At 63.1% G+C, this 18,386-nt stretch carries 20 protein-coding genes; 7 read left to right on the plus strand and 13 right to left on the minus strand.

All coding sequences use genetic code 11. From position 1 onward, the window contains the following. Positions 1-11 precede the first annotated feature (11 nt). From thrC to X757_RS140570, 4 genes are all read left to right on the plus strand, one after another. Positions 12-1,409: a threonine synthase gene (gene thrC, locus X757_RS140585; protein ID WP_023709657.1), complete on the plus strand. Its 1,398-nt coding sequence runs from the start codon at positions 12-14 to the stop codon at positions 1,407-1,409. 14 nt (positions 1,410-1,423) lie between these two features. Beyond that, positions 1,424-2,788: a pitrilysin family protein gene (locus X757_RS140580; protein ID WP_023727476.1), complete on the plus strand. Its 1,365-nt coding sequence runs from the start codon at positions 1,424-1,426 to the stop codon at positions 2,786-2,788. 14 nt (positions 2,789-2,802) lie between these two features. Continuing rightward, the gene (locus X757_RS140575; RefSeq protein ID WP_023698526.1) at positions 2,803-3,399 is read left to right on the plus strand and encodes a GNAT family N-acetyltransferase; all 597 of its coding nucleotides are present in this window, start codon (positions 2,803-2,805) and stop codon (positions 3,397-3,399) included. A 3-nt stretch (positions 3,400-3,402) separates the two neighbouring features. Continuing rightward, entirely contained in the window at positions 3,403-6,291 is a 2,889-nt protein-coding gene (locus X757_RS140570) for an EAL domain-containing protein (RefSeq protein WP_023727477.1), read from the plus strand. Positions 6,292-6,486: 195 nt separating this feature from the next. Here the strand turns inward: X757_RS140570 and X757_RS140565 are convergent, their stop codons facing one another. Continuing rightward, positions 6,487-7,095, minus strand: a complete 609-nt coding sequence (locus tag X757_RS140565; RefSeq protein ID WP_023668405.1) for a YqgE/AlgH family protein — start codon at positions 7,093-7,095, stop codon at positions 6,487-6,489. A gap of 215 nt (positions 7,096-7,310) precedes the next feature. Between X757_RS140565 and X757_RS140560 the strand changes: the two genes are divergently transcribed. The 3 genes from X757_RS140560 to X757_RS140550 all read left to right on the plus strand — a co-directional run bounded on the left by X757_RS140560 (position 7,311) and on the right by X757_RS140550 (position 9,284). Further along, entirely contained in the window at positions 7,311-8,117 is an 807-nt protein-coding gene (locus tag X757_RS140560; protein WP_023727478.1) for a protein-disulfide reductase DsbD domain-containing protein, read from the plus strand. Between the two features lie 111 nt (positions 8,118-8,228). Further along, on the plus strand, positions 8,229-8,711 hold the full coding sequence (locus X757_RS140555) for a peroxiredoxin (protein ID WP_023668407.1): 483 nt from the start codon (positions 8,229-8,231) through the stop codon (positions 8,709-8,711). A gap of 84 nt (positions 8,712-8,795) precedes the next feature. Continuing rightward, positions 8,796-9,284, plus strand: coding sequence for a DUF2938 domain-containing protein (locus X757_RS140550; protein ID WP_023727479.1), 489 nt, complete (start codon positions 8,796-8,798; stop codon positions 9,282-9,284). 63 nt (positions 9,285-9,347) lie between these two features. On the opposite strand, the gene X757_RS140545 is transcribed toward X757_RS140550, so the two are convergent. The 12 genes from X757_RS140545 to ctaD all read right to left on the minus strand — a co-directional run bounded on the left by X757_RS140545 (position 9,348) and on the right by ctaD (position 18,349). Then, complete coding sequence (locus X757_RS140545) at positions 9,348-9,932, minus strand: histidine phosphatase family protein (protein WP_023727480.1); 585 nt, start codon at positions 9,930-9,932, stop codon at positions 9,348-9,350. Between the two features lie 29 nt (positions 9,933-9,961). After that, complete coding sequence (rnhA, locus tag X757_RS140540) at positions 9,962-10,501, minus strand: ribonuclease HI (RefSeq protein ID WP_023727481.1); 540 nt, start codon at positions 10,499-10,501, stop codon at positions 9,962-9,964. Next, positions 10,498-11,460: a homoserine kinase gene (locus X757_RS140535; RefSeq protein WP_023727482.1), complete on the minus strand. Its 963-nt coding sequence runs from the start codon at positions 11,458-11,460 to the stop codon at positions 10,498-10,500. The genes rnhA and X757_RS140535 overlap by 4 nt, the downstream gene beginning before the upstream one ends. A 7-nt stretch (positions 11,461-11,467) precedes the next feature. Beyond that, positions 11,468-12,478 carry a 4-hydroxy-3-methylbut-2-enyl diphosphate reductase gene (gene ispH / locus X757_RS140530; RefSeq protein WP_023692071.1) on the minus strand — a complete coding sequence of 337 codons (1,011 nt, stop codon included), beginning with the start codon at positions 12,476-12,478 and terminating at the stop codon, positions 11,468-11,470. 163 nt (positions 12,479-12,641) lie between these two features. Then, entirely contained in the window at positions 12,642-13,397 is a 756-nt protein-coding gene (locus X757_RS140525) for an SURF1 family protein (RefSeq protein WP_023727483.1), read from the minus strand. Further along, positions 13,394-13,780, minus strand: coding sequence for a DUF983 domain-containing protein (locus X757_RS140520; protein WP_023727484.1), 387 nt, complete (start codon positions 13,778-13,780; stop codon positions 13,394-13,396). The genes X757_RS140525 and X757_RS140520 overlap by 4 nt, the downstream gene beginning before the upstream one ends. Positions 13,781-13,793: 13 nt before the next feature. After that, positions 13,794-13,934 (minus strand): hypothetical protein, encoded by a 141-nt coding sequence (locus tag X757_RS1000000167135; protein WP_023727485.1) that lies wholly within the window; start codon positions 13,932-13,934, stop codon positions 13,794-13,796. A 76-nt stretch (positions 13,935-14,010) separates the two neighbouring features. Continuing rightward, positions 14,011-14,892: a cytochrome c oxidase subunit 3 gene (locus X757_RS140515; RefSeq protein ID WP_023727486.1), complete on the minus strand. Its 882-nt coding sequence runs from the start codon at positions 14,890-14,892 to the stop codon at positions 14,011-14,013. 1 nt (position 14,893) lies between these two features. Beyond that, positions 14,894-15,520, minus strand: coding sequence for a cytochrome c oxidase assembly protein (locus X757_RS140510; protein WP_023727487.1), 627 nt, complete (start codon positions 15,518-15,520; stop codon positions 14,894-14,896). An 8-nt stretch (positions 15,521-15,528) separates the two neighbouring features. Next, positions 15,529-15,678, minus strand: coding sequence for a hypothetical protein (locus X757_RS140505; protein ID WP_023698516.1), 150 nt, complete (start codon positions 15,676-15,678; stop codon positions 15,529-15,531). 2 nt (positions 15,679-15,680) lie between these two features. Further along, complete coding sequence (locus X757_RS140500) at positions 15,681-16,625, minus strand: heme o synthase (protein WP_023668419.1); 945 nt, start codon at positions 16,623-16,625, stop codon at positions 15,681-15,683. A gap of 71 nt (positions 16,626-16,696) precedes the next feature. Beyond that, positions 16,697-18,349: a cytochrome c oxidase subunit I gene (gene ctaD, locus X757_RS140495; RefSeq protein ID WP_023668420.1), complete on the minus strand. Its 1,653-nt coding sequence runs from the start codon at positions 18,347-18,349 to the stop codon at positions 16,697-16,699. Positions 18,350-18,386: the final 37 nt, after the last annotated feature.

Below are 18,386 nucleotides of genomic sequence, written 5' to 3' on the forward strand. Positions count from 1 at the left end.
GGACCTTGACGATGCGCTATGTGAGTACCCGCGGGGATGCACCCGTGCTTGGATTTGCCGACGCGGTGCTGGCGGGGCTGGCCCGCGACGGCGGGCTTTATGTGCCGCAGACATGGCCGCAGTTTTCGGCAGCCGAGATCCGCGCCATGCGCGGCCTGCCCTATGCGGACCTCGCCATCCGCGTGCTGACGCCGTTCCTCGGCGGCGAGATCGCCGCACCCGTCTTCGAGCGCCTGGTGCGAGAAGCCTATGCCACCTTCCGCCACCAGGCCGTCTGCCCGCTGGTGCAGACCGGCGCCAACACGTTCATCCTTGAACTCTTCCACGGTCCGACGCTGGCCTTCAAGGACGTTGCCATGCAGCTGCTTGCCCGGCTGATGGACCATGTACTGACTGAGCGCGGCCAGCGCGCAACCATCGTCGGCGCGACCTCGGGTGACACCGGCGGCGCCGCCATCGATGCCTTCGCCGGCCGCGACCGAACTGACATTTTCGTGATGTTTCCGCATGGCCGCGTCTCGCCGGTGCAGCAGCGGCAGATGACGACATCGACGGCCACCAACGTCCAGGCGCTGGCCATCGAAGGCAATTTCGACGATTGCCAGGGCCTGCTGAAGGATATGTTCAACGATCATGGTTTTCGTGATCGCGTGTCGCTGTCGGGCGTCAATTCGATCAACTGGGCCCGCATCATGGCCCAGATCGTCTATTATTTTTCCTCGGCGCTTTCGCTCGGCGCGCCGGACAGGCCGGTCTCCTTTACCGTGCCGACCGGCAATTTCGGCGATATTTTCGCCGGTTACGCCGCCAAGAAGATGGGCCTGCCGATCGAGCGGCTGATCGTCGCCACCAACGACAACGACATATTGGCGCGCACTTTCGCGACCGGTGAATACCGCACCAAGGGTGTGTTTGCGACGACGTCGCCATCGATGGACATCCAGGTATCGTCGAACTTCGAGCGACTGCTGTTCGAGGCCTGCGACCGTAACGCAGAGACGGTGCGGCGTTACATGGCCGGCCTCAAGCAATCCGGCGCCTTCACCATCGAGACCGCAGAAATCGACCGGATGCGGTCCGAATTCGACGCCGGACGCGCTGATATGGACGAGGTTGCCGCCACCATCCGTTCAACGCTCGAATCCAGCAATTATCTGCTCGATCCGCACACGGCCGCGGCCGTGCATGTCGCCGCCGGCAAGGCTGACGGTGCAGTGCCGATGGTGGTGCTGGGCACGGCGCACCCGGCCAAGTTCCCGGCCGCGGTCGAAGCCGCCTGCGGCGTGTCGCCGGCCCTGCCCGCATGGCTGGGGTCCTTGATGTCAGCCGACGAAAAGTACACGGTACTTCCATCCGACCTGAAAATGGTGGAAGATTACGTGAGCCGCCACTCAAGGGCAGCGCGTTAGGGAGTACTTGCCATATGGGTGTTGAGGTAAGCCGTCTGTCGAACGGCCTGACAGTCGCCACCGAAACCCTTCCAAGCCTCGAATCCGTTGCCCTTGGCGCCTGGGTCAAGTCCGGCGCCCGCAATGAGCGTGACGACGAGCACGGAATGGCCCATCTGCTCGAGCATATGGCCTTCAAGGGTACGAAAAGGCGGACGGCCTTCGAGATCGCCTCGGAAATCGAGGATGTCGGCGGCGAGATCAATGCCGCCACATCAGTCGAGACGACGTCCTATTACGCCAGGGTGCTGTCCGACGATGTGCCGCTGGCGGTGGATATCCTTGCCGATATCCTGCAGGAGTCCGAATTCGACCCAGAGGAACTGGAGCGCGAGCAGCATGTGATCCTGCAGGAGATCGGCGCCGCGCACGACACGCCCGACGACATCGTCTTCGACCGTTTCACCGAGACCGCCTTCCGCCACCAGACGATCGGCCGCTCGATCCTCGGCACGCCGGAAACCGTCAAATCCTTCACCTCCAAACAGCTGCATGATTTCATAGAGCGCCAGTATGGCGCCGAGAAGATGGTGATCGTGGCGGCAGGCGACATTAAGCACGACAATTTCGTGCGCGAGGTCGAAAAGCAGCTCGGCGGTTTCCGTAGCAAGTCCGACAGCACGATGCCGCAATATGCGCAGTATGTCGGCGGCGATTTCCGCGAGGATCGCGACCTGATGGACGCGCAGATCGTGCTNCCGCAATATGCGCAGTATGTCGGCGGCGATTTCCGCGAGGATCGCGACCTGATGGACGCGCAGATCGTGCTCGGCTTCGAAGGCCGAGCCTATCATGTGCGCGATTTCTACGCTTCGCAGGTGCTGTCGATGATCCTCGGCGGCGGCATGTCGTCCCGGCTGTTCCAGGAGGTCCGCGAAAAGCGTGGCCTGTGCTATTCGGTCTATGCCTTCCACTGGGGTTTTTCCGATACCGGCATCTTCGGCGTTCATGCCGCGACCGGGCAGAGCGACATTGCCGAACTGGTGCCGGTCATTATCGACGAGCTGCAGAAGGCCGGCGAGAATATCCTTCAGGAAGAGCTCGACCGCGCCCGCGCGCAATATCGCGCCGGCCTGATCATGTCGGCTGAAAGCCCGGCCAGCCGCGCCTCGCAGATCGCCAGGCAGCTGCTTCTGTTCGGCCGGCCGATCGCCAAGGAGGAATTGATGGAACGGCTGTCGGCGCTGACCGTCGAGCGGCTGACCGACCTTTCGTCCCGGCTGTTTTCGACCAAGCCGACGCTGACCGCGGTTGGACCGGTGGGTACGCTCGCGCCCTATGAGGCGATTCTCGATTCGCTTGCGGGCACGCACACCACGGCCCGCAAGCTCGCCGTCTAAGCCTTCAAGCGCCGGTGTTCGCGCTCCCTTTCTTTCGCCGTGACCTGCCGGCACTGAAAGGCGACCGGGTCATGCTGCGCGTGCCCTACACCAACGACTATCGCGAATGGTCAGCGGTGCGCGGCGAAAGCCGTGCCTTCCTCGAACCGTGGGAGCCGCGCTGGACGCCCGATGAACTCGACCGCACCGCCTGGCGGCTGCGCATCGGCCGCTACCGCGAAGACTATGCGCAGGGGACAGCCATCGCCTTCTTCATCTTCGAGAAGGCGAGCGGCAAGCTTGCCGGCGGCATTACGCTCGGCAATATACGCCACGGCGTCTCGCAAAGCGGCCATGTCGGGTACTGGATCGGGGAGCGGTTTGGCGGCCGCGGCCTGATGACCGACGCGGTCAAGGTGGTCTGCCGCTTCGCCTTCGATACGCTGAGGTTGCACCGGATCGAAGCTGCCTGTATTCCCGACAATATCCGGTCGATCCGCGTGCTTGAAAAAGCCGGATTCCGGCGCGAAGGACTTCTGCGATCCTACCTCAGGATCAACGGCATCTGGCAGGACCACTACCTCTACGCCCGGATCGCGGACGATCCACCGGGCGCTGGAACGAAGGACTGATTTTTGACGAATTTCCTGCGAAACGGGTCGCTGTTGGCCTTTGTTCTGGCGGCTGTCGTCACGCTTTGCGCGGCGCTACCGGCCTTCGCCGTCGAACCGATCAAGATTGCCCGCGACGACGTAGCGCTCGACCTGTCGCGCGCCGTCCAGATCTACGTCAATCAGGGCGAAAACTTCCAGGTGTCGACCGCGCCCGGTCCCGACGGCATCGTGCGGCGCATCGAGGTCGAGGCCAATGACGCGCGCTCGAGCGGCGACTGGGCGGTGTTCGCGCTCGCCAACACCACCGACCAGCAGCTCGACCGGCTGATCGTGGCGCCGCATTTCCGGCTGGTGAATTCCGGCATCTTCTGGCCCGATCTCGGCGCCACCCGCATCGCCGCGATCACCCCCAGCGAGGGATTCGCGCTCGACCGCCAGTCAAGCTCCGACGCCGACGTGTTCCGGGTGACGCTGAACCCGGGAACGGTGATCACCTTCATCGCCGAACTCGCCTCGCCGAAGCTGCCGCAGGTCTATCTATGGGAGCCGGAAGCCTACAAGGACTCGGTCAATTCCTATACGCTGTTCCGCGGCATCGTCATCGGCATCGCCGGGCTGCTGGCGCTCTTCCTGACCATCCTTTTCGTCGTCAAGGGAACCTCGATGTTTCCGGCGACAGCCGCACTTGCGTGGGCGGTACTTGCCTATATCTGCGTCGATTTCGGCTTTCTAAACAAGATCATAGAGATATCGCCCGGGAACGAGCAGATGTGGCGGGCGGGAACGGAGGTGGCGCTTGCGGCGACCTTCGTGGTGTTCCTGTTCGCCTATCTCAACCTCAACCGGTGGCACGGCCATTTCAGCTATGGCGCGCTGGTCTGGATCCTCGGCCTGGTGCTGATTGCCGGTGTGGCCATCATCGATCCGGCCGTCGCCGCCGGTATTGCCCGGCTGTCCTTTGCCGCCACCGCGCTGACCGGGCTCGGCCTCATCATCCTGCTCGGTCTTCGTGGTTACGACCGTGCGATCATGCTGGTGCCCAGTTGGGTGATGGTGCTGCTATGGCTGTGCGGGTCGTGGATGGCGATCACCGGCATGCTCGACAACGACATCGCCCAGCCGGCATTGGGCGGCGGGCTGATCCTGATCATCCTTTTGATCGGCTTCACCGTCATGCAGCATGCCTTTGCCGGCGGCGCGCTGCATCAGGGCCTGTTCTCCGATCTCGAGCGCCAGGCGCTGGCCGTGGCCGGCTCCGGCGACACGGTGTGGGACTGGGACGTGCTGCGCGACCGCGTCGTCACCAAGCCCGACGTCAGCATCCAGCTTGGCCTGGCGCCCAACAGCCTGGGGGGTGCGGCCCGCAACTGGCTGCCGGTGCTGCATGCCGACGACCGCGACACGTTCCGCACCACCCTCGACGTGGTGCTCGAACATCGGCGCGGCCGGGTCTCGCAGAATTTCCGCCTGCGCGGCGCCGACGGGCACTACCACTGGTTCTTGCTTCGGGCGCGGCCGGTGATCGGCTCGGACGGCGAAGTGATTCGCTGCGTCGGCACCATGGTCGACGTCACCGAGCAGAAAAAGTCCGAGGAAAGGCTGCTGCACGATGCCGTTCACGACAATCTGACCGGCCTGCCCAACCGCGAACTTCTGATGAACCGGCTGGAAGCCATCATCTCGATCGCGCGCACCGAAGAGAAGGTGCGCCCGACCGTCTTCGTCATCGACATCGACCGTTTCAAGCAGGTCAATGACGGGCTTGGCATCTCGGCCGGCGACACCATCCTGCTCACCATTGCGCGCCGTTTGCACCGGCTGTTGAAACCGAAGGATTCGCTGTCGCGCTTTGCCGGTGACCAGTTCGCCCTGATGCTGCTCTCCGAACAGGAACCCTCCCGCATCGCGGCGGTGGCAGACGCCATCAAGCACGCCATCAACAACCCGATCACCTTCGCCAAGCGCGAGATCGTGCTGACTGCCTCGATCGGCCTGATCACCTGGACCTCGGCGCAGACTTCGGCAGAAGACATGGTCAAGGACGCCGAGCTTGCCATGCACCAGGCCAAGCGCTTCGGCGGTGACAGGATCGAGCCGTTCCGGCCGGCCTTCCGCACCGTCGGCACCGACCGGCTGCAATTCGAATCCGATCTGCGCCGCGCCATCGAGCGGCGTGAGTTCACCCTTGCCTACCAGCCGATCGTACGGCTGGAGGACGGCAGCATTGCCGGCTTCGAGGCGCTGCTGAGGTGGGACCATCCGCGCCGCGGCATGATCCCGCCGGGCGATTTCATCCCGGTCGCCGAAAGCTGTGGCCTGATCGTGCAGCTTGGGCTGTTTGCCATGCAGCAGGCGGCCGAAGACCTCGCCGGTTGGCAAAAGCAGATCGGCGACACGCCGCTGTCGGTGTCGGTCAATCTGTCCAGTCGCCAGCTGATCCGCCGCGACCTGGTCAGCGATGTCCGCTCGGTCATCGCGCGCGCCAATCTGAAGCCGCGCTGCTTCCGGCTCGAACTTACCGAATCGCTGGTGATGGACAATCCAGAGCAAACCTCGCATGTGCTGACCAAGCTCAAGCAGCTCGGCATCGGCCTGTCGCTGGACGATTTCGGCACCGGCTATTCCTCGCTCGCCTATCTGACCCGCTTCCCCTTCGACACCATCAAGATCGACAAGAGCTTCGTCGACGACGCGACGCCGAAGCGGGCGGTGCTGCTCAAATCCATGGTCAACATGGCGCATGAACTCGGCCTGTCGGTGGTGGCCGAGGGCATTTCCGACGAAAGCGATGCGCTGGAACTGCGCCAGATGGGCTGCGAATATGTGCAAAGCTTCATGTTCGGCGCGCCGATGCCAGGCGACCAGGTGCTGAAGGCGTTGAAAGAGCAGTACCCGATGACGCAGGCGTGACGGGTGAGGCATGCGTCGTGCAGGCGCGTGGTTACATTGGAATGAACCCCGAAAATTAGCTGAAGCGACCGCGCCTTCGTCATCCTAGGGCGAAGCAAGGAGCGCAGCGACGCGGCGCAGACCCTAGGATGACGAAAGTGGCGGGCGGCTTCGGCTAGTCGCGAAGGTTCGGCGGAACGTCGGCGAGGCGAGGCCTCAGGCGTGCCCCGCGGCCAGGCTCAAATGCGCCAGATCAATCCCGATCGATGCCAGGATGCGGTCGTATTTGCGCTCGATGTCGGCGTCGAACAGAAGCTCCGGCGTGGCCGGACAGGTCAGCCAGCCATTCTCGGCGATCTCGGTTTCCAGCTGGCCGGCGCCCCAGCCGGAATAGCCGAGCGCCATCAACGCGCGCCGCGGGCCGCGGCCGGACGAGATGGCGCGCAATATGTCGACCGTCGCGGTCAGGCAGATATCGTCGGAGACGGTGAGCGAGGATTCCACCCGGTAGTCGCCCGAGTGCAGGACGAAGCCGCGGCTACGGTCGACGGGGCCGCCATTGCGCACGACGAAGTCGCGAGCCTGCGCCGGCAGCCTGATCGCCTCCTGCTCGTTCATGATGCCGAGCTGCACCAGAAGATCGGGAAACAGCATCTGTTGCGTCTGGTTGATGATCAGGCCCATGGCGCCTTCATCGCTGTGCGCGCAGATGTAGATGACCGAGCGCGTGAAGCGATCGTCCTTCATGCCGGGCATGGCAATCAGGAACTGGTCGTCAAGAAAGCCGCGTCCACCGGCTGTCTTTTTGTGGCGCAACAAGTCCATGCACTGGAGCGTAACGCGTTTCCGGGACGCCGAAAAGATGCGCCGCGTGCGATTCGGCCAAAGCCCAACGGTTGAAACAACGGAGTCTTGACTGCGAACTTCACTCGGCCGATTGCTTGAAGCCAACTGTTCCTTGCCCGAAGGTCACGCAAATATGATACGCAGAGCGCCATGAAAACATTGCGCGGCCATGAACTGACGATCAAATCAACGCCATGCAAAGCTTGAAAATCCTGCTGCTCGGCGCCGCCATCGGATGCGGAGCAGCTATTCCCGCCGCCGCCTCGTCTTCCGACTGGTACAACAGCGAAGGCGGTAAGGTGCGGCTGGTGACATCAGGCAAGGCCGACGAGGCCGGTCGCATCCATGGCGTGCTCGACATCGCGCTCAAGCCCGGCTGGAAGACCTATTGGCGTGATCCGGGCGACGCCGGCGTGCCGCCGCAGATCGACGTTTCGGCCAGCACCAACATCACCGATGCGGCGTTTTCCTTCCCGCCGCCGCAGCGCCATGACGACGGCTACGGCAAATGGGCCGGCTACGACCATCCGGTCTCGCTGCCGGTGACGTTCACTTTGTCGTCGCCTGGGGATGCGGCCGTCATCGACGCCGACATCTTTCTTGGCATCTGCGAGACGATCTGTATTCCGGTGCAGACGCGGCTGAGCGTCGATCCCGCCGCCGATCCCGACAATGCCGAGGATGCGGCGCTGGTGAAGGCTGCACTCGCCACCTTGCCCGCGCCTGCCAAGCCCGATTTCGGGATCAAGGTGCTGCCGGGCGACCATGAGACGCTGATCGTCGAGGCGACTTTTCCCGGCGATCCGGAGGCGGCGGATTTATTCGTCGCCGGGGGACGCGATTATATGTTCGGGGCGCCTGCACGCAGCGAAAAGGACGGCCGGCTGGTATTTACCATTCCGATCCTCGACCGGCCGTCGACGACACCGACCGATGGCGAGTTGTATTACACCCTGACAAGTGCCGAAGGCGCAGTCGAGGGCGTTCTGCCGTTCCCCTGATACCGAACCCGATCAGGGCTTTCCCTTGATCCAGGCCTTGTCGGCGGTTGCGGGAGATGCCCGATTTCGCTATCGCAAGAAACCTTCCCTGCTTTTCACACGAGGACCATCATGACGATTGCCGTTGGCGACAAACTGCCCGATGCGACCTTCAAGGAAATGACCGCCGACGGCGCCAAGGTGATCACCTCGGCCGAGATTTTCGCGGGCAAGAAGGTCGTGCTGTTCGGCGTTCCAGGCGCCTTCACGCCGACCTGCAGCAACAATCATCTGCCGGGCTATCTCGAGAACCACGATGCCATCCTGGCCCGCGGCGTCGACACCATCGCCGTCGTGTCCGTCAACGATGTCCATGTCATGGGCGCCTGGGCGAATTTCACCGGCGGTCAAGGCAAGATCCTCTATCTCGCCGACGGCAATGGCGACTTCGCCAAGTCGATCGGCCTCGACTCCGACTATTCCAGCGGCGGCATGGGATTGCGCTCGAAGCGCTTCTCGATGATCGTCGACAACGGCAAGGTCACGGCGCTCAATGTCGAGACCAAGCCAGGAGTCGACACGTCGGGTGCCGCTCACATTCTGAGCCAGCTCTAAACCGCGGCCGCCTCGGCTCATGAGCGCCATGGCCTGACGACCACGCGCTTCCGGCCGGATTGCCTGCTTTGGGGGACATCGACGATGTTTGACATCATCTGNATCATCTGGCGCAGCATTGCGATCGGCATCGGCGCCACCGTGCTGATGGATCTTTGGGCGCTGTTCCTGCATCTGGCGCTCAGTCAGCCGCGACCGAACTGGGGGCCGCCCGGCCGCTGGGTCTGGCACCTTAGGGAAGGCAAGGTTTTCCACGACGATATCGCCCAAGCAGCACCCTATGCGCATGAGCAGGCGCTGGGCTGGGCTTTCCACTATGTCACCGGCATCGTCTACGGCTTCATCCTGGTGGCGCTGGTGGGCACGGCATGGCTGGACGCACCGACCTTTCTGCCGGCCTTCATCCTCGGCATGGTCACCATCAGCGCCGGCTGGTTCCTGCTAGCGCCGGGCATGGGCGCCGGCTGGGCTGCCTCAAAGCGCCCCAACGCGATGCAGATCCGCGCCTTCAACGTGATCTCGCACACGGTGTTCGCGCTCGGCCTCTACGGCACGGCCCTGCTGATCCGCTGAGGACAGGTTCTATTCGCGCGGCTTCATCGCGGCAACGGTATCGATGATCTCCTGACATCCGCTTTAGCGCGGCGCCAGACTAGCTATCGGCCGCCAGCCGTGGACGACGCGGCGCGTGCCGACATCATAGGCGAAGTAATTACCACCGCCGGCCGGCTGATCCGCCTCGCGGCTGATTGCGCGGCCGCTGAGCGAGAGCAGCAAGAGCGTTCCTACGCCGCCATGGCCGACGAAGGCAATGTCGCCGCCATCCGCAGCACCCAGCACCGTTTCGACCTCGCTGACAATGCGTTGTTGGGCATCGATGGCCCGCTCCCAGCCGCGGATGCTTTTGTGCGGGTTGGCGAAGAACTGGTCGGCGACCGCCTCGAACTCCGGCGGCGGCAGGAAGCCGGTTGCCGACCGATCGTTCTCGTGCATGCGCTCCCGCACCTCGACCGCGAGGCCGAGGTGTTTGCCAAGGATCTCGGCGGTTTCGATCGCCTTGCGTTCGGCCGACGAGACGACCCGCCGGATCGACCCGACCCATGGCTGCTCGAGCATGGCTGATGCTCGAGCCCGTCCGATCTCGGACAGCCCCCAGTGCGGCACGGGAACGTTGGCATCGATCTGAACCTGGGGATGGGCGATGTAGTATACGATCGGCATGAGTGAGGTCTCCTGCCGGTAGCTTGAGCTCAATAGCTCTGGGTCGAGCGCCGTGCCCGTGGCGCCGCAGGCTGCTTCTCGGATGCCGCCGGCTTCAGCGCCGCTTTCGGCGCCGCAGGTTTGGCTGAGCCCCTCTTGAACGGCGCCATGCCTTCCCTTGCGAGTTCGTCGGCGCGTTCGTTCTCGGTGTGGCCGGCATGGCCCTTGACCCAGTTCCAGGTCACCTTGTGGCGCCGATTGGCCTCATCCAGCGCCTGCCACAGTTCACCGTTCTTGACCGGCTTCTTGTCAGCGGTCTTCCAGCCGTTTTTCTTCCAGCCGTGGATCCATTTGGAGATACCGTCCATGACATATTTGCTGTCGGTGTGAAGCTCGACGGCGCACGGCTCCTTCAGCGCATTCAGCGCCGAGATGGCGGCCAGCAGCTCCATGCGGTTATTGGTCGTCTCGGCCTCGCCGCCCGACAATTCCCTGGTCTTGCCGTTGAAGCGCAGGATGGCGCCCCAGCCGCCGGGACCGGGATTGCCCGAGCAGGCACCGTCGGTGAAGATTTCAACCTGCTTGGTCATGTCAGTCCGTATTCCGAAGGCGACTTGATCGCGCGGTGGAAGCGCATGCGGCGGATATATTCGGTCGGATCGCGCTTCATGACCAGCCCGCCCTCGGGAACGGTCAGCCAGTCATAGAGCCGAGTCAGCATAAAGCGCAGCGCCGAGCCGCGCGAAAGCATCGGCAGCGCTGCTTTCTCGCCATCGCTCAAAGGCCGCACGCTCTGATAGCCGGCCAGCAGCGCCGTGCCTTTGGTCAGGTTGAAGGAGAAATCCTTCTCGAAACACCAGGCGTTGAGACAGGTGGCGACGTCATAGGCGTAGAGGTCGTGGCAGGCGAAATAGAAGTCGATGAGGCCGGACAGTTTCTCGCCGAGGAAGAAGACATTGTCGGGAAACAGATCGGCATGGATGATGCCTGCCGGCAGGCCCTGCGGCCAATGGCGTTCGAAATCCGCGAAATCCGCGTCGACCTCGGCCGCCAGTCCCGGCTCGACCTCGTCGGCTCGGTCGCGCGAGGCATTCCAGAGTTTGCGCCAGCCCTCGATGGCCAGTGCGTTGTCACGCGTCATCGCAAAATCCTGCCCGGCCAAATGCAGTGCGGCGAGGGACTTGCCGACCTCCGCGCAATGCGCCGCTGTCGGCCGCCGCAGCGACAGGCCTTCGAGGAAGGTGATGATGACCGCGGGCCGGCCGGCCAGCGTGCCGATGACGGTGCCGTCATGCGCGGTCACCGGCAGCGGACAGGAAATGCCTTTGCGGGCGAGATGGCCCATCAGGCCGAGGAAGAACGGCAGGTCGGCCTTGTCGACGCGCTTCTCGTAGAGCGTCAGTATGTAAGAGCCGCTTGAGGTGTGCAGCAGGAAATTCGAATTCTCCGTGCCTTCGGCGATACCCTTGTAGGACAAGAGTTCGCCGACTGGATATGCCCTCAGGAACGCGCCGAGTTCGCCCTCATTGACGTCGGTGTAGACCGCCATGGCCTGTTCACGCGGCTCCGTTGACGAAGGCCATGTCGGCCCGCGTCAGTTCTACATCGCGCAGAACCCGCATGACTGGAAAATCCTCCGTTTCGGTGGCCGTGATCGCCAGGTCGATGTTCACCTCGAAGCGCTGGCGGAAGGCGTCGATGATCTCGTCGACGATGATCTCCGGCGCCGACGCGCCGGCAGACAGGCCGAGCGTCGAGATATTTGTGATGTCATTCCACGGAATTTCGGCGGCGCGCTGTACGAGAAGCGACATGGTGGCGCCGGCGCGCTCCGCCACTTCGACAAGACGGCGCGAATTGGAGGAATTGGGCGCACCGACGATCAGATAGAGATCGGCGCCGGCGGCGGTTTCCTTGACCGCTTCCTGGCGGTTGGTGGTGGCGTAGCAGATCGATTCGGCGGCCGGTGCATGCAGTTGCGGGAAGCGCTCCTGCAGCACCCGCAATATGCCGGCAGTGTCTTCGACCGACAACGTTGTCTGGCTTACGAAGCCGAGCGCTTCCGGGTCGGCGGGGGCAAAGGTCCCAGCGTCGGCTTCGGTCTCGATCAGCGTGACGGCGCCTTCAGCCAGTTGGCCCATGGTGCCGATCACTTCGGGATGGCCGGCATGGCCGATCAGAAGCACATGGCGGCCGAGCCGCTGATGGCGCATCGCCTGCTTGTGCACCTTGGACACCAGCGGGCAGGTGGCGTCGAGATAGAAGAGCTCGCGTGCCTTGGCGTCGGCCGGCACCGATTTCGGCACGCCGTGGGCCGAGAAGACAACCGGCGACTTGCGGTGCTCGGCCGGGATTTCCGAGAGTTCCTCGATGAAAACCGCGCCAAGGCTTTGCAGGCCCTCGACGACATAGCGGTTGTGCACGATCTCGTGGCGGACATAGACCGGCGCGCCGTATTTCTTCAACGCCAGCACGACGATCTGGATCGCGCGGTCGACACCGGCGCAAAAGCCGCGCGGCTGGCAGAGCCGGATCGTCAGCGGTGGTTTTGTGGCGGTCTGCAGCATGATTCCAGATCGGTTGATCGTATCGTGACGCGAAATGAGGTGTGCACCCCTGCCCTGTCAAGGGCAGTTGAGATCAGGTTGAATGGTCAACTTGATCTAACTCTTTGTTGGAGCATGATCTTGTCCGAAAACCGGTTCCCACTTTTCGGGATGATGCTCTGGATCATTCAGTCTTTGCCGGGCGGCGCAGCCTGATGATCAGAACCGCGGCAAGAGCCGCCGCCAGGCCATACCAGGTGAAGGCATATTGCAGATGAGAGTTCGGCAGGTCGATGATGGTGACGCCGCCGACCGGCAGCCCGCCCGGGTTCGGCGTCTTGTCGGCGTCGATGAAGATCGGCACCAGCACGGCGCCGGCCGGCAGGCCGGCACTCGCCGCCATGACATCACGATCCTTCCAGTAGAAGATGTTCTTGGCCACGTCATTGTCGGGCAGCATCATCGACGGCTTGCCCGGCAGCGGGTTGCGCGCCAGGCCGGTGACCGTGACCTTGCCGGTCACCTGCCCTTGCGGCCGCTTGGCGGCATCCTTGAGATCATAGGGAACGAAGCCGCGGTTGATCAGGATATAGCGGCCATCGTCGAGGGCCAGCGGGGTGTAGACGTTGAAGCCGGCGTCGCCGTCCCAGGTGGCGTAGAAATGCCGCTCGCCGGAGTGCAGGAACGTCCCGCTGACGGTGACCGGCGTGTAGTCGACATCACCGGTTGCGGCGAATTCCTTCTCGACGTCCGCCAGCGGCTGCGGCGCTGAATGGGTGCGCTGGTCGATGGTCTGCAGAAGGGCTTCCTTCCAGTACAGGCGCTGCACCTGCCATGTGCCAAGCCCGAGCAGGATGACGAACACCACCAGGCCGAGGCCGAGCAGCAATGCCGTCTTCGGCCGCGAGCGGCCGGCGGGCTTGGTCAGTGCCTCGTTCATTGCCCCTGGTCCAGGCGGCCTTCGGCCGCCTTGTTGGCGTATTGAAGCGTCAGCAGCACCCCCTTGATCAGCCTCAGCGCCGTCAGGCACAGCGCCACGGCCAGCGGTATCCAGATGATGAAATGCAGCCACAGCGGCGGGCTCAGCTTCACCTCCACCCACAGCGCCAGCCCAACGACGATGAAGCCGATGATCAGGATGACGAACACCGCCGGGCCGTCGCCGGCATCGGCGTAGGAATAGTCGAGGCCGCAATTGTTGCAGCGCTTGCCGACGGCGAGGAAGCCGGAAAACAGCCGTCCTTCGCCGCAGCGCGGGCAGCGTCCGTGCAGGCCGGCCGAGATCGGCTCGATGGGTGGCCAGATCGCCCTGTCTTCACTCATGGATAGTCATGCTTTATGGCTCGATTTCGATCAGCGTTCCATCCGGCACCATAGTCCAGATTTCGTCCATGTCGCAGTCGGTAACCCCAATGCAGCCATCGGCCCAGTCGACCAATTGAAGCAGCCAGCCCGACCAGCCGAATCCGTTGGCCATTGATGGGCGCCGAAAAGAAGAAAGGCGACCGCGTTGCCGCGACCGCCCTTCTGATTTGTCGGTTCGGTGAAAGCCGTCAGTGGCCTTCGATCACCGCGCCGACCGATCCCCAGACGTAGATCGATGCGAACAGGAACAGCCAGACCACGTCGACGAAGTGCCAGTACCAGGCAGCCCCCTCGAAGCCGAAATGCTGCTTGGGCGTGAAGTCGCCTTTCCAGGCGCGGATCAGGCAGACCAGCAGGAAGATGGTGCCGATGATGACGTGGAAGCCATGGAAGCCGGTCGCCATGAAGAAGGTGGCGCCGTAGATGGAATCCTTGAAGCCGAACGGAGCGTGCATGTACTCGTAGGCCTGCACCATGGTGAACAGCATGCCGAGGCCGACGGTCAGCACCAGGCCGTTGATCAGGCCCTTGCGGTCGCCATGGATGAGCGAATGGTGCGCCCATGTCACCGTGGTGCCCGACAGAAGCAGGATGATGGTGTTGTAGAGCGGCAGATGGAACGGATCGAGGACTTCGAGACCCTTCGGCGGCCAAACGCCGCCAGTGAAAGCGGTGCGGGCGTAATTCTGCACTTCGCTCGGAAACAGGCTGGCATCGAAATAGGCCCAGAACCAGGCAACGAAGAACATCACTTCCGAAGCGATGAACATGATCATGCCGTAGCGCAGATGCAGCGACACGACGCGCGTATGGTGGCCCTCATGCGCTTCCTTGATGGTGTCCGACCACCAGGCAAACATCGTGTAGAGGACGATGACCAGGCCGATGAAGAACAGCCACGGATTGGCGATGTTGTGGCCGAAAATTGGAAAATCGCCGTTCTTGAGATACTGCATCAGGGCGACGCCGCCGACTGCAGTCACCAGCGCGCCGATCGACCCCAGGAAGGGCCACGGGCTCGGGTTGACGAGATGGTAGTCGTGTTGTGGTTTTGCGTGCGCGTCTGCCATATCAACCCCCGAGATTTGCTTCGGTATCTGAAACTTTGCTGCTGCTGTTCGGCGTCGATGACGCCACCGGCTTGTTCTTTTGGACCGGGAACATGGTGTAGGACAGGGTGATCGTCTTCAAGTCCTTCAGTTCCGGCACGTTGACGATATCGGGATCCACATAGAACACGACCGGCATGTCCAGCGTCTCGCCGGGCTTCAGCGTCGTGTCGGTGAAGCAGAAACACTCGACCTTGTTGAAGTAGGGGCCCGCCAGTTCCGGCTGCACGTTGAAGGTGGCGCGGCCGGTAACGGCGCGGTCGAACTTGTTGGTGGCGCTGTAATGCGCCTGCGTGGTCTCGCCGATCTTGATGGTGACCGAGCGGGCGACCGGCTGGAACTGCCAGGGAATGCCGTTGGTGTTGGCGTCGAAGCGCACGGTGATGTCGCGGTCGAGGATGCGGCCGGCATATTGCTTTTCGGCGCGCTGCGTCGTGCCGCCATAGCCGGTGGCCTGGCAGAACATCTTGTAGAGCGGCACCGCGGCGTAGGCCATCCCGATCATGCCGCCGAAAAAGGCGACGCAGACGGCGGCGACGACGCGGTTGGTGTTCTTCTTCCTGGGATCGGTCACGGTCTGGCGGGTCATCATCGGCCTCATCCGGTATGGCCGAATTTCACGATGGTCGCGACGTAGAAGATGACGACCAGAATCGCCAGCGCGACGCCGATCGCCGCCGAACGGTTGCGCCGCGCCTTCTTCTGGCTTTCGGTCAGCGTGACCAGTTCAAGCTTCTTGTCGATCATGGTCATGCTCCACCGATGGCCAAAGCGCGACCGACGACACAGTCGGCAAGATAGATGGCGAAGATGGCGAAGAGGTAGAGCAGCGAATAGGCGAACAGAGCCTTGGCCGGCTTCATGACGCGGTCGCTATCGGTCATGCACAGCACTTTCCAGGCATACCAGACGAAGCCGGCGCCGAGAGCCACTGATGCGACGCCATAGAAGGCGGTAGTGAAACCGAGCACCCAGGGCAGCACGCCGATCGGCGCCAGGATCAGGGCGTAGGCAAAGATCTGGCGGCGGGTCGAGGCCTGGCCGGCAACGTTCGGCATCATCGGGATGCCGGCCTTGGCGTAGTCGTCGGACTTGAACAGCGCCAGCGCCCAGAAGTGCGGCGGCGTCCACAGGAAGATGATCAGGAACAGGACGAGGCTTTCCAGGCTCACCGTTCCGGTCACCGCGGCCCAGCCGATGACCGGCGGGATGGCGCCGGCGGCGCCGCCGATGACGATGTTCTGCGGCGTCGAGCGCTTCAGCCACATCGTGTAGACGACGGCGTAGAAGAAGATGGTGAAGGCAAGCAGCGCCGCCGACAGCCAGTTGACCAGCACGCCCAGCGTCATCACCGACAGCACCGAAAGCACAAGGCCGAAGCTCAGGGCTTCGCCGGGCAGGATGCGGCCGGAGGGTACCGGGCGGCCGGCGGTCCGGCTCATTACTGCGTCGATGTCGGCGTCGTACCACATGTTGAGCGCACCAGAGGCGCCGGCGCCGATGGCAATGGCCAGGATGGCGATCACCGCCAGCAGCGGGTTGATGGTCACGGGTGCAGCGACCATGCCGACAAAGGCCGTGAACACCACCAGCGACATGACGCGCGGCTTCAGCAGGGCGAAGAAATCGCCCGACGTGGCTTCCGACATGCGAAAGCCCGCTTCGTCAATCATTGGGTCGTCGACAAGGGCCATGCGTACATAAGTCCAATCATTCCGTTGGCCGAAAACCGCCGGCGGGCCGGCGGTTTCGTATTCGGGCTGCCTTACTTGATCTTCGGCAGTTGTTCCCACTGGTGGAAGGGCGGCGGCGAAGGCAGCTGCCATTCGAGCGTCGTTGCACCCTCGCCCCACGGATTGGCGCCGGCGACGCGCTTCTTCTGGAAGGCCTCGAACACGCCATAGAGGAAGATCACCACGCCGACGGCCGATATATAGGAGCCGTAGGACGACACCATGTTCCAGCCGGCGAACGCGTCGGGATAGTCGATGGTGCGGCGCGGCATACCGGCGAGGCCGAGGAAATGCTGCGGGAAGAAGATCAAATTGACGCCGACGAAGGTGACCCAGAAGTGGGTGTTGGCGATCACCGGCGAGTACATATAGCCGGTCATCTTGGGGAACCAGTAGTACCAGCCGGCGAAGATGGCGAAGACCGCGCCAAGCGACAGCACATAGTGGAAGTGGGCAATGACGAAATAGGTGTCATGCAGCGAGCGGTCGAGGCCCGCATTGGCGAGCTGGACGCCGGTGACACCGCCGACCGTGAACAGGAAGATGAAGCCCAGCGCCCACAGCATCGGCGTCTTGAACGAGATCGAGCCGCCCCACATCGTCGCGATCCAGGAGAAGATCTTCACGCCTGTCGGCACGGCGATGACCATGGTGGCAAAGACGAAATAGCGCTGCGTGTCGAGCGACAGGCCGGTCGTGTACATGTGGTGCGCCCAGACGATGAAGCCGACGGCGCCGATCGCGACCATGGCGTAGGCCATGCCGAGATAGCCGAACACCGGCTTCTTCGAGAAGGTCGAGACGATGTGGCTGATGATGCCGAAGCCCGGCAGGATCAGGATGTAAACTTCGGGGTGACCAAAGAACCAGAACAGATGCTGGAACAGGATCGGATCCCCGCCGCCATCCGGGGCGAAGAAGGTGGTGCCGAAATTGCGGTCGGTAAGCAGCATGGTGATGCCACCGGCCAGAACCGGAAGCGACAAGAGCAGCAGGAAGGCGGTGATCAGAACCGACCAGGCAAATAGCGGCATTTTGTGCAGCGTCATGCCCGGCGCGCGCATGTTGAAAATGGTGGTGATGAAGTTGATGGCGCCGAGGATCGAGGACGCGCCGGCAATGTGGATCGACAGGATCGCCAGATCCATGGCCGGCCCGGGCTGGCCGGAGGTCGACAGCGGCGGATAGAGCGTCCAGCCGCCGCCAACGCCATAGGCGCCGGGCGCGCTCGGCATGAAAGCCGAAGCGATGAGCAGCAGGAAGGCCGGCGGCAGCAGCCAGAACGAGATGTTGTTCATGCGCGGGAAGGCCATGTCAGGCGCGCCGATCATGATCGGCACCATCCAGTTGGCGAAGCCGCCGATCAGCGCCGGCATGACCATGAAGAAGATCATGATCAGCGCGTGCGCGGTGCCGAAGGCGTTGTACATGCTCTTGCCGCCGTCGATGGCGGCATCGCCGTTCATGCCATAGACCATCTGCGCCAGACCGGTGAAGATCTGGATGCCCGGCTCCTGCAGCTCCATGCGGATGACGACCGAAAGCGCGCCGCCGACGATGCCCGCGAAGATCGCGAAGATCAGGTAGAGCGTGCCGATGTCCTTGTGGTTGGTGGAGTACACCCACCGGACCCAGCCATGATAGGGCTTGTGGTCGTGGTCGTCGTGAGCTGCAGCTTCTGCCATGGTCGGCTCCGTTCCCTAATTCTTGCTAACCCGCGGC

This window comes from Mesorhizobium sp. LSHC412B00 (genome assembly GCF_000503035.1).
Taxonomy (GTDB): Bacteria; Pseudomonadota; Alphaproteobacteria; order Rhizobiales; family Rhizobiaceae; genus Mesorhizobium.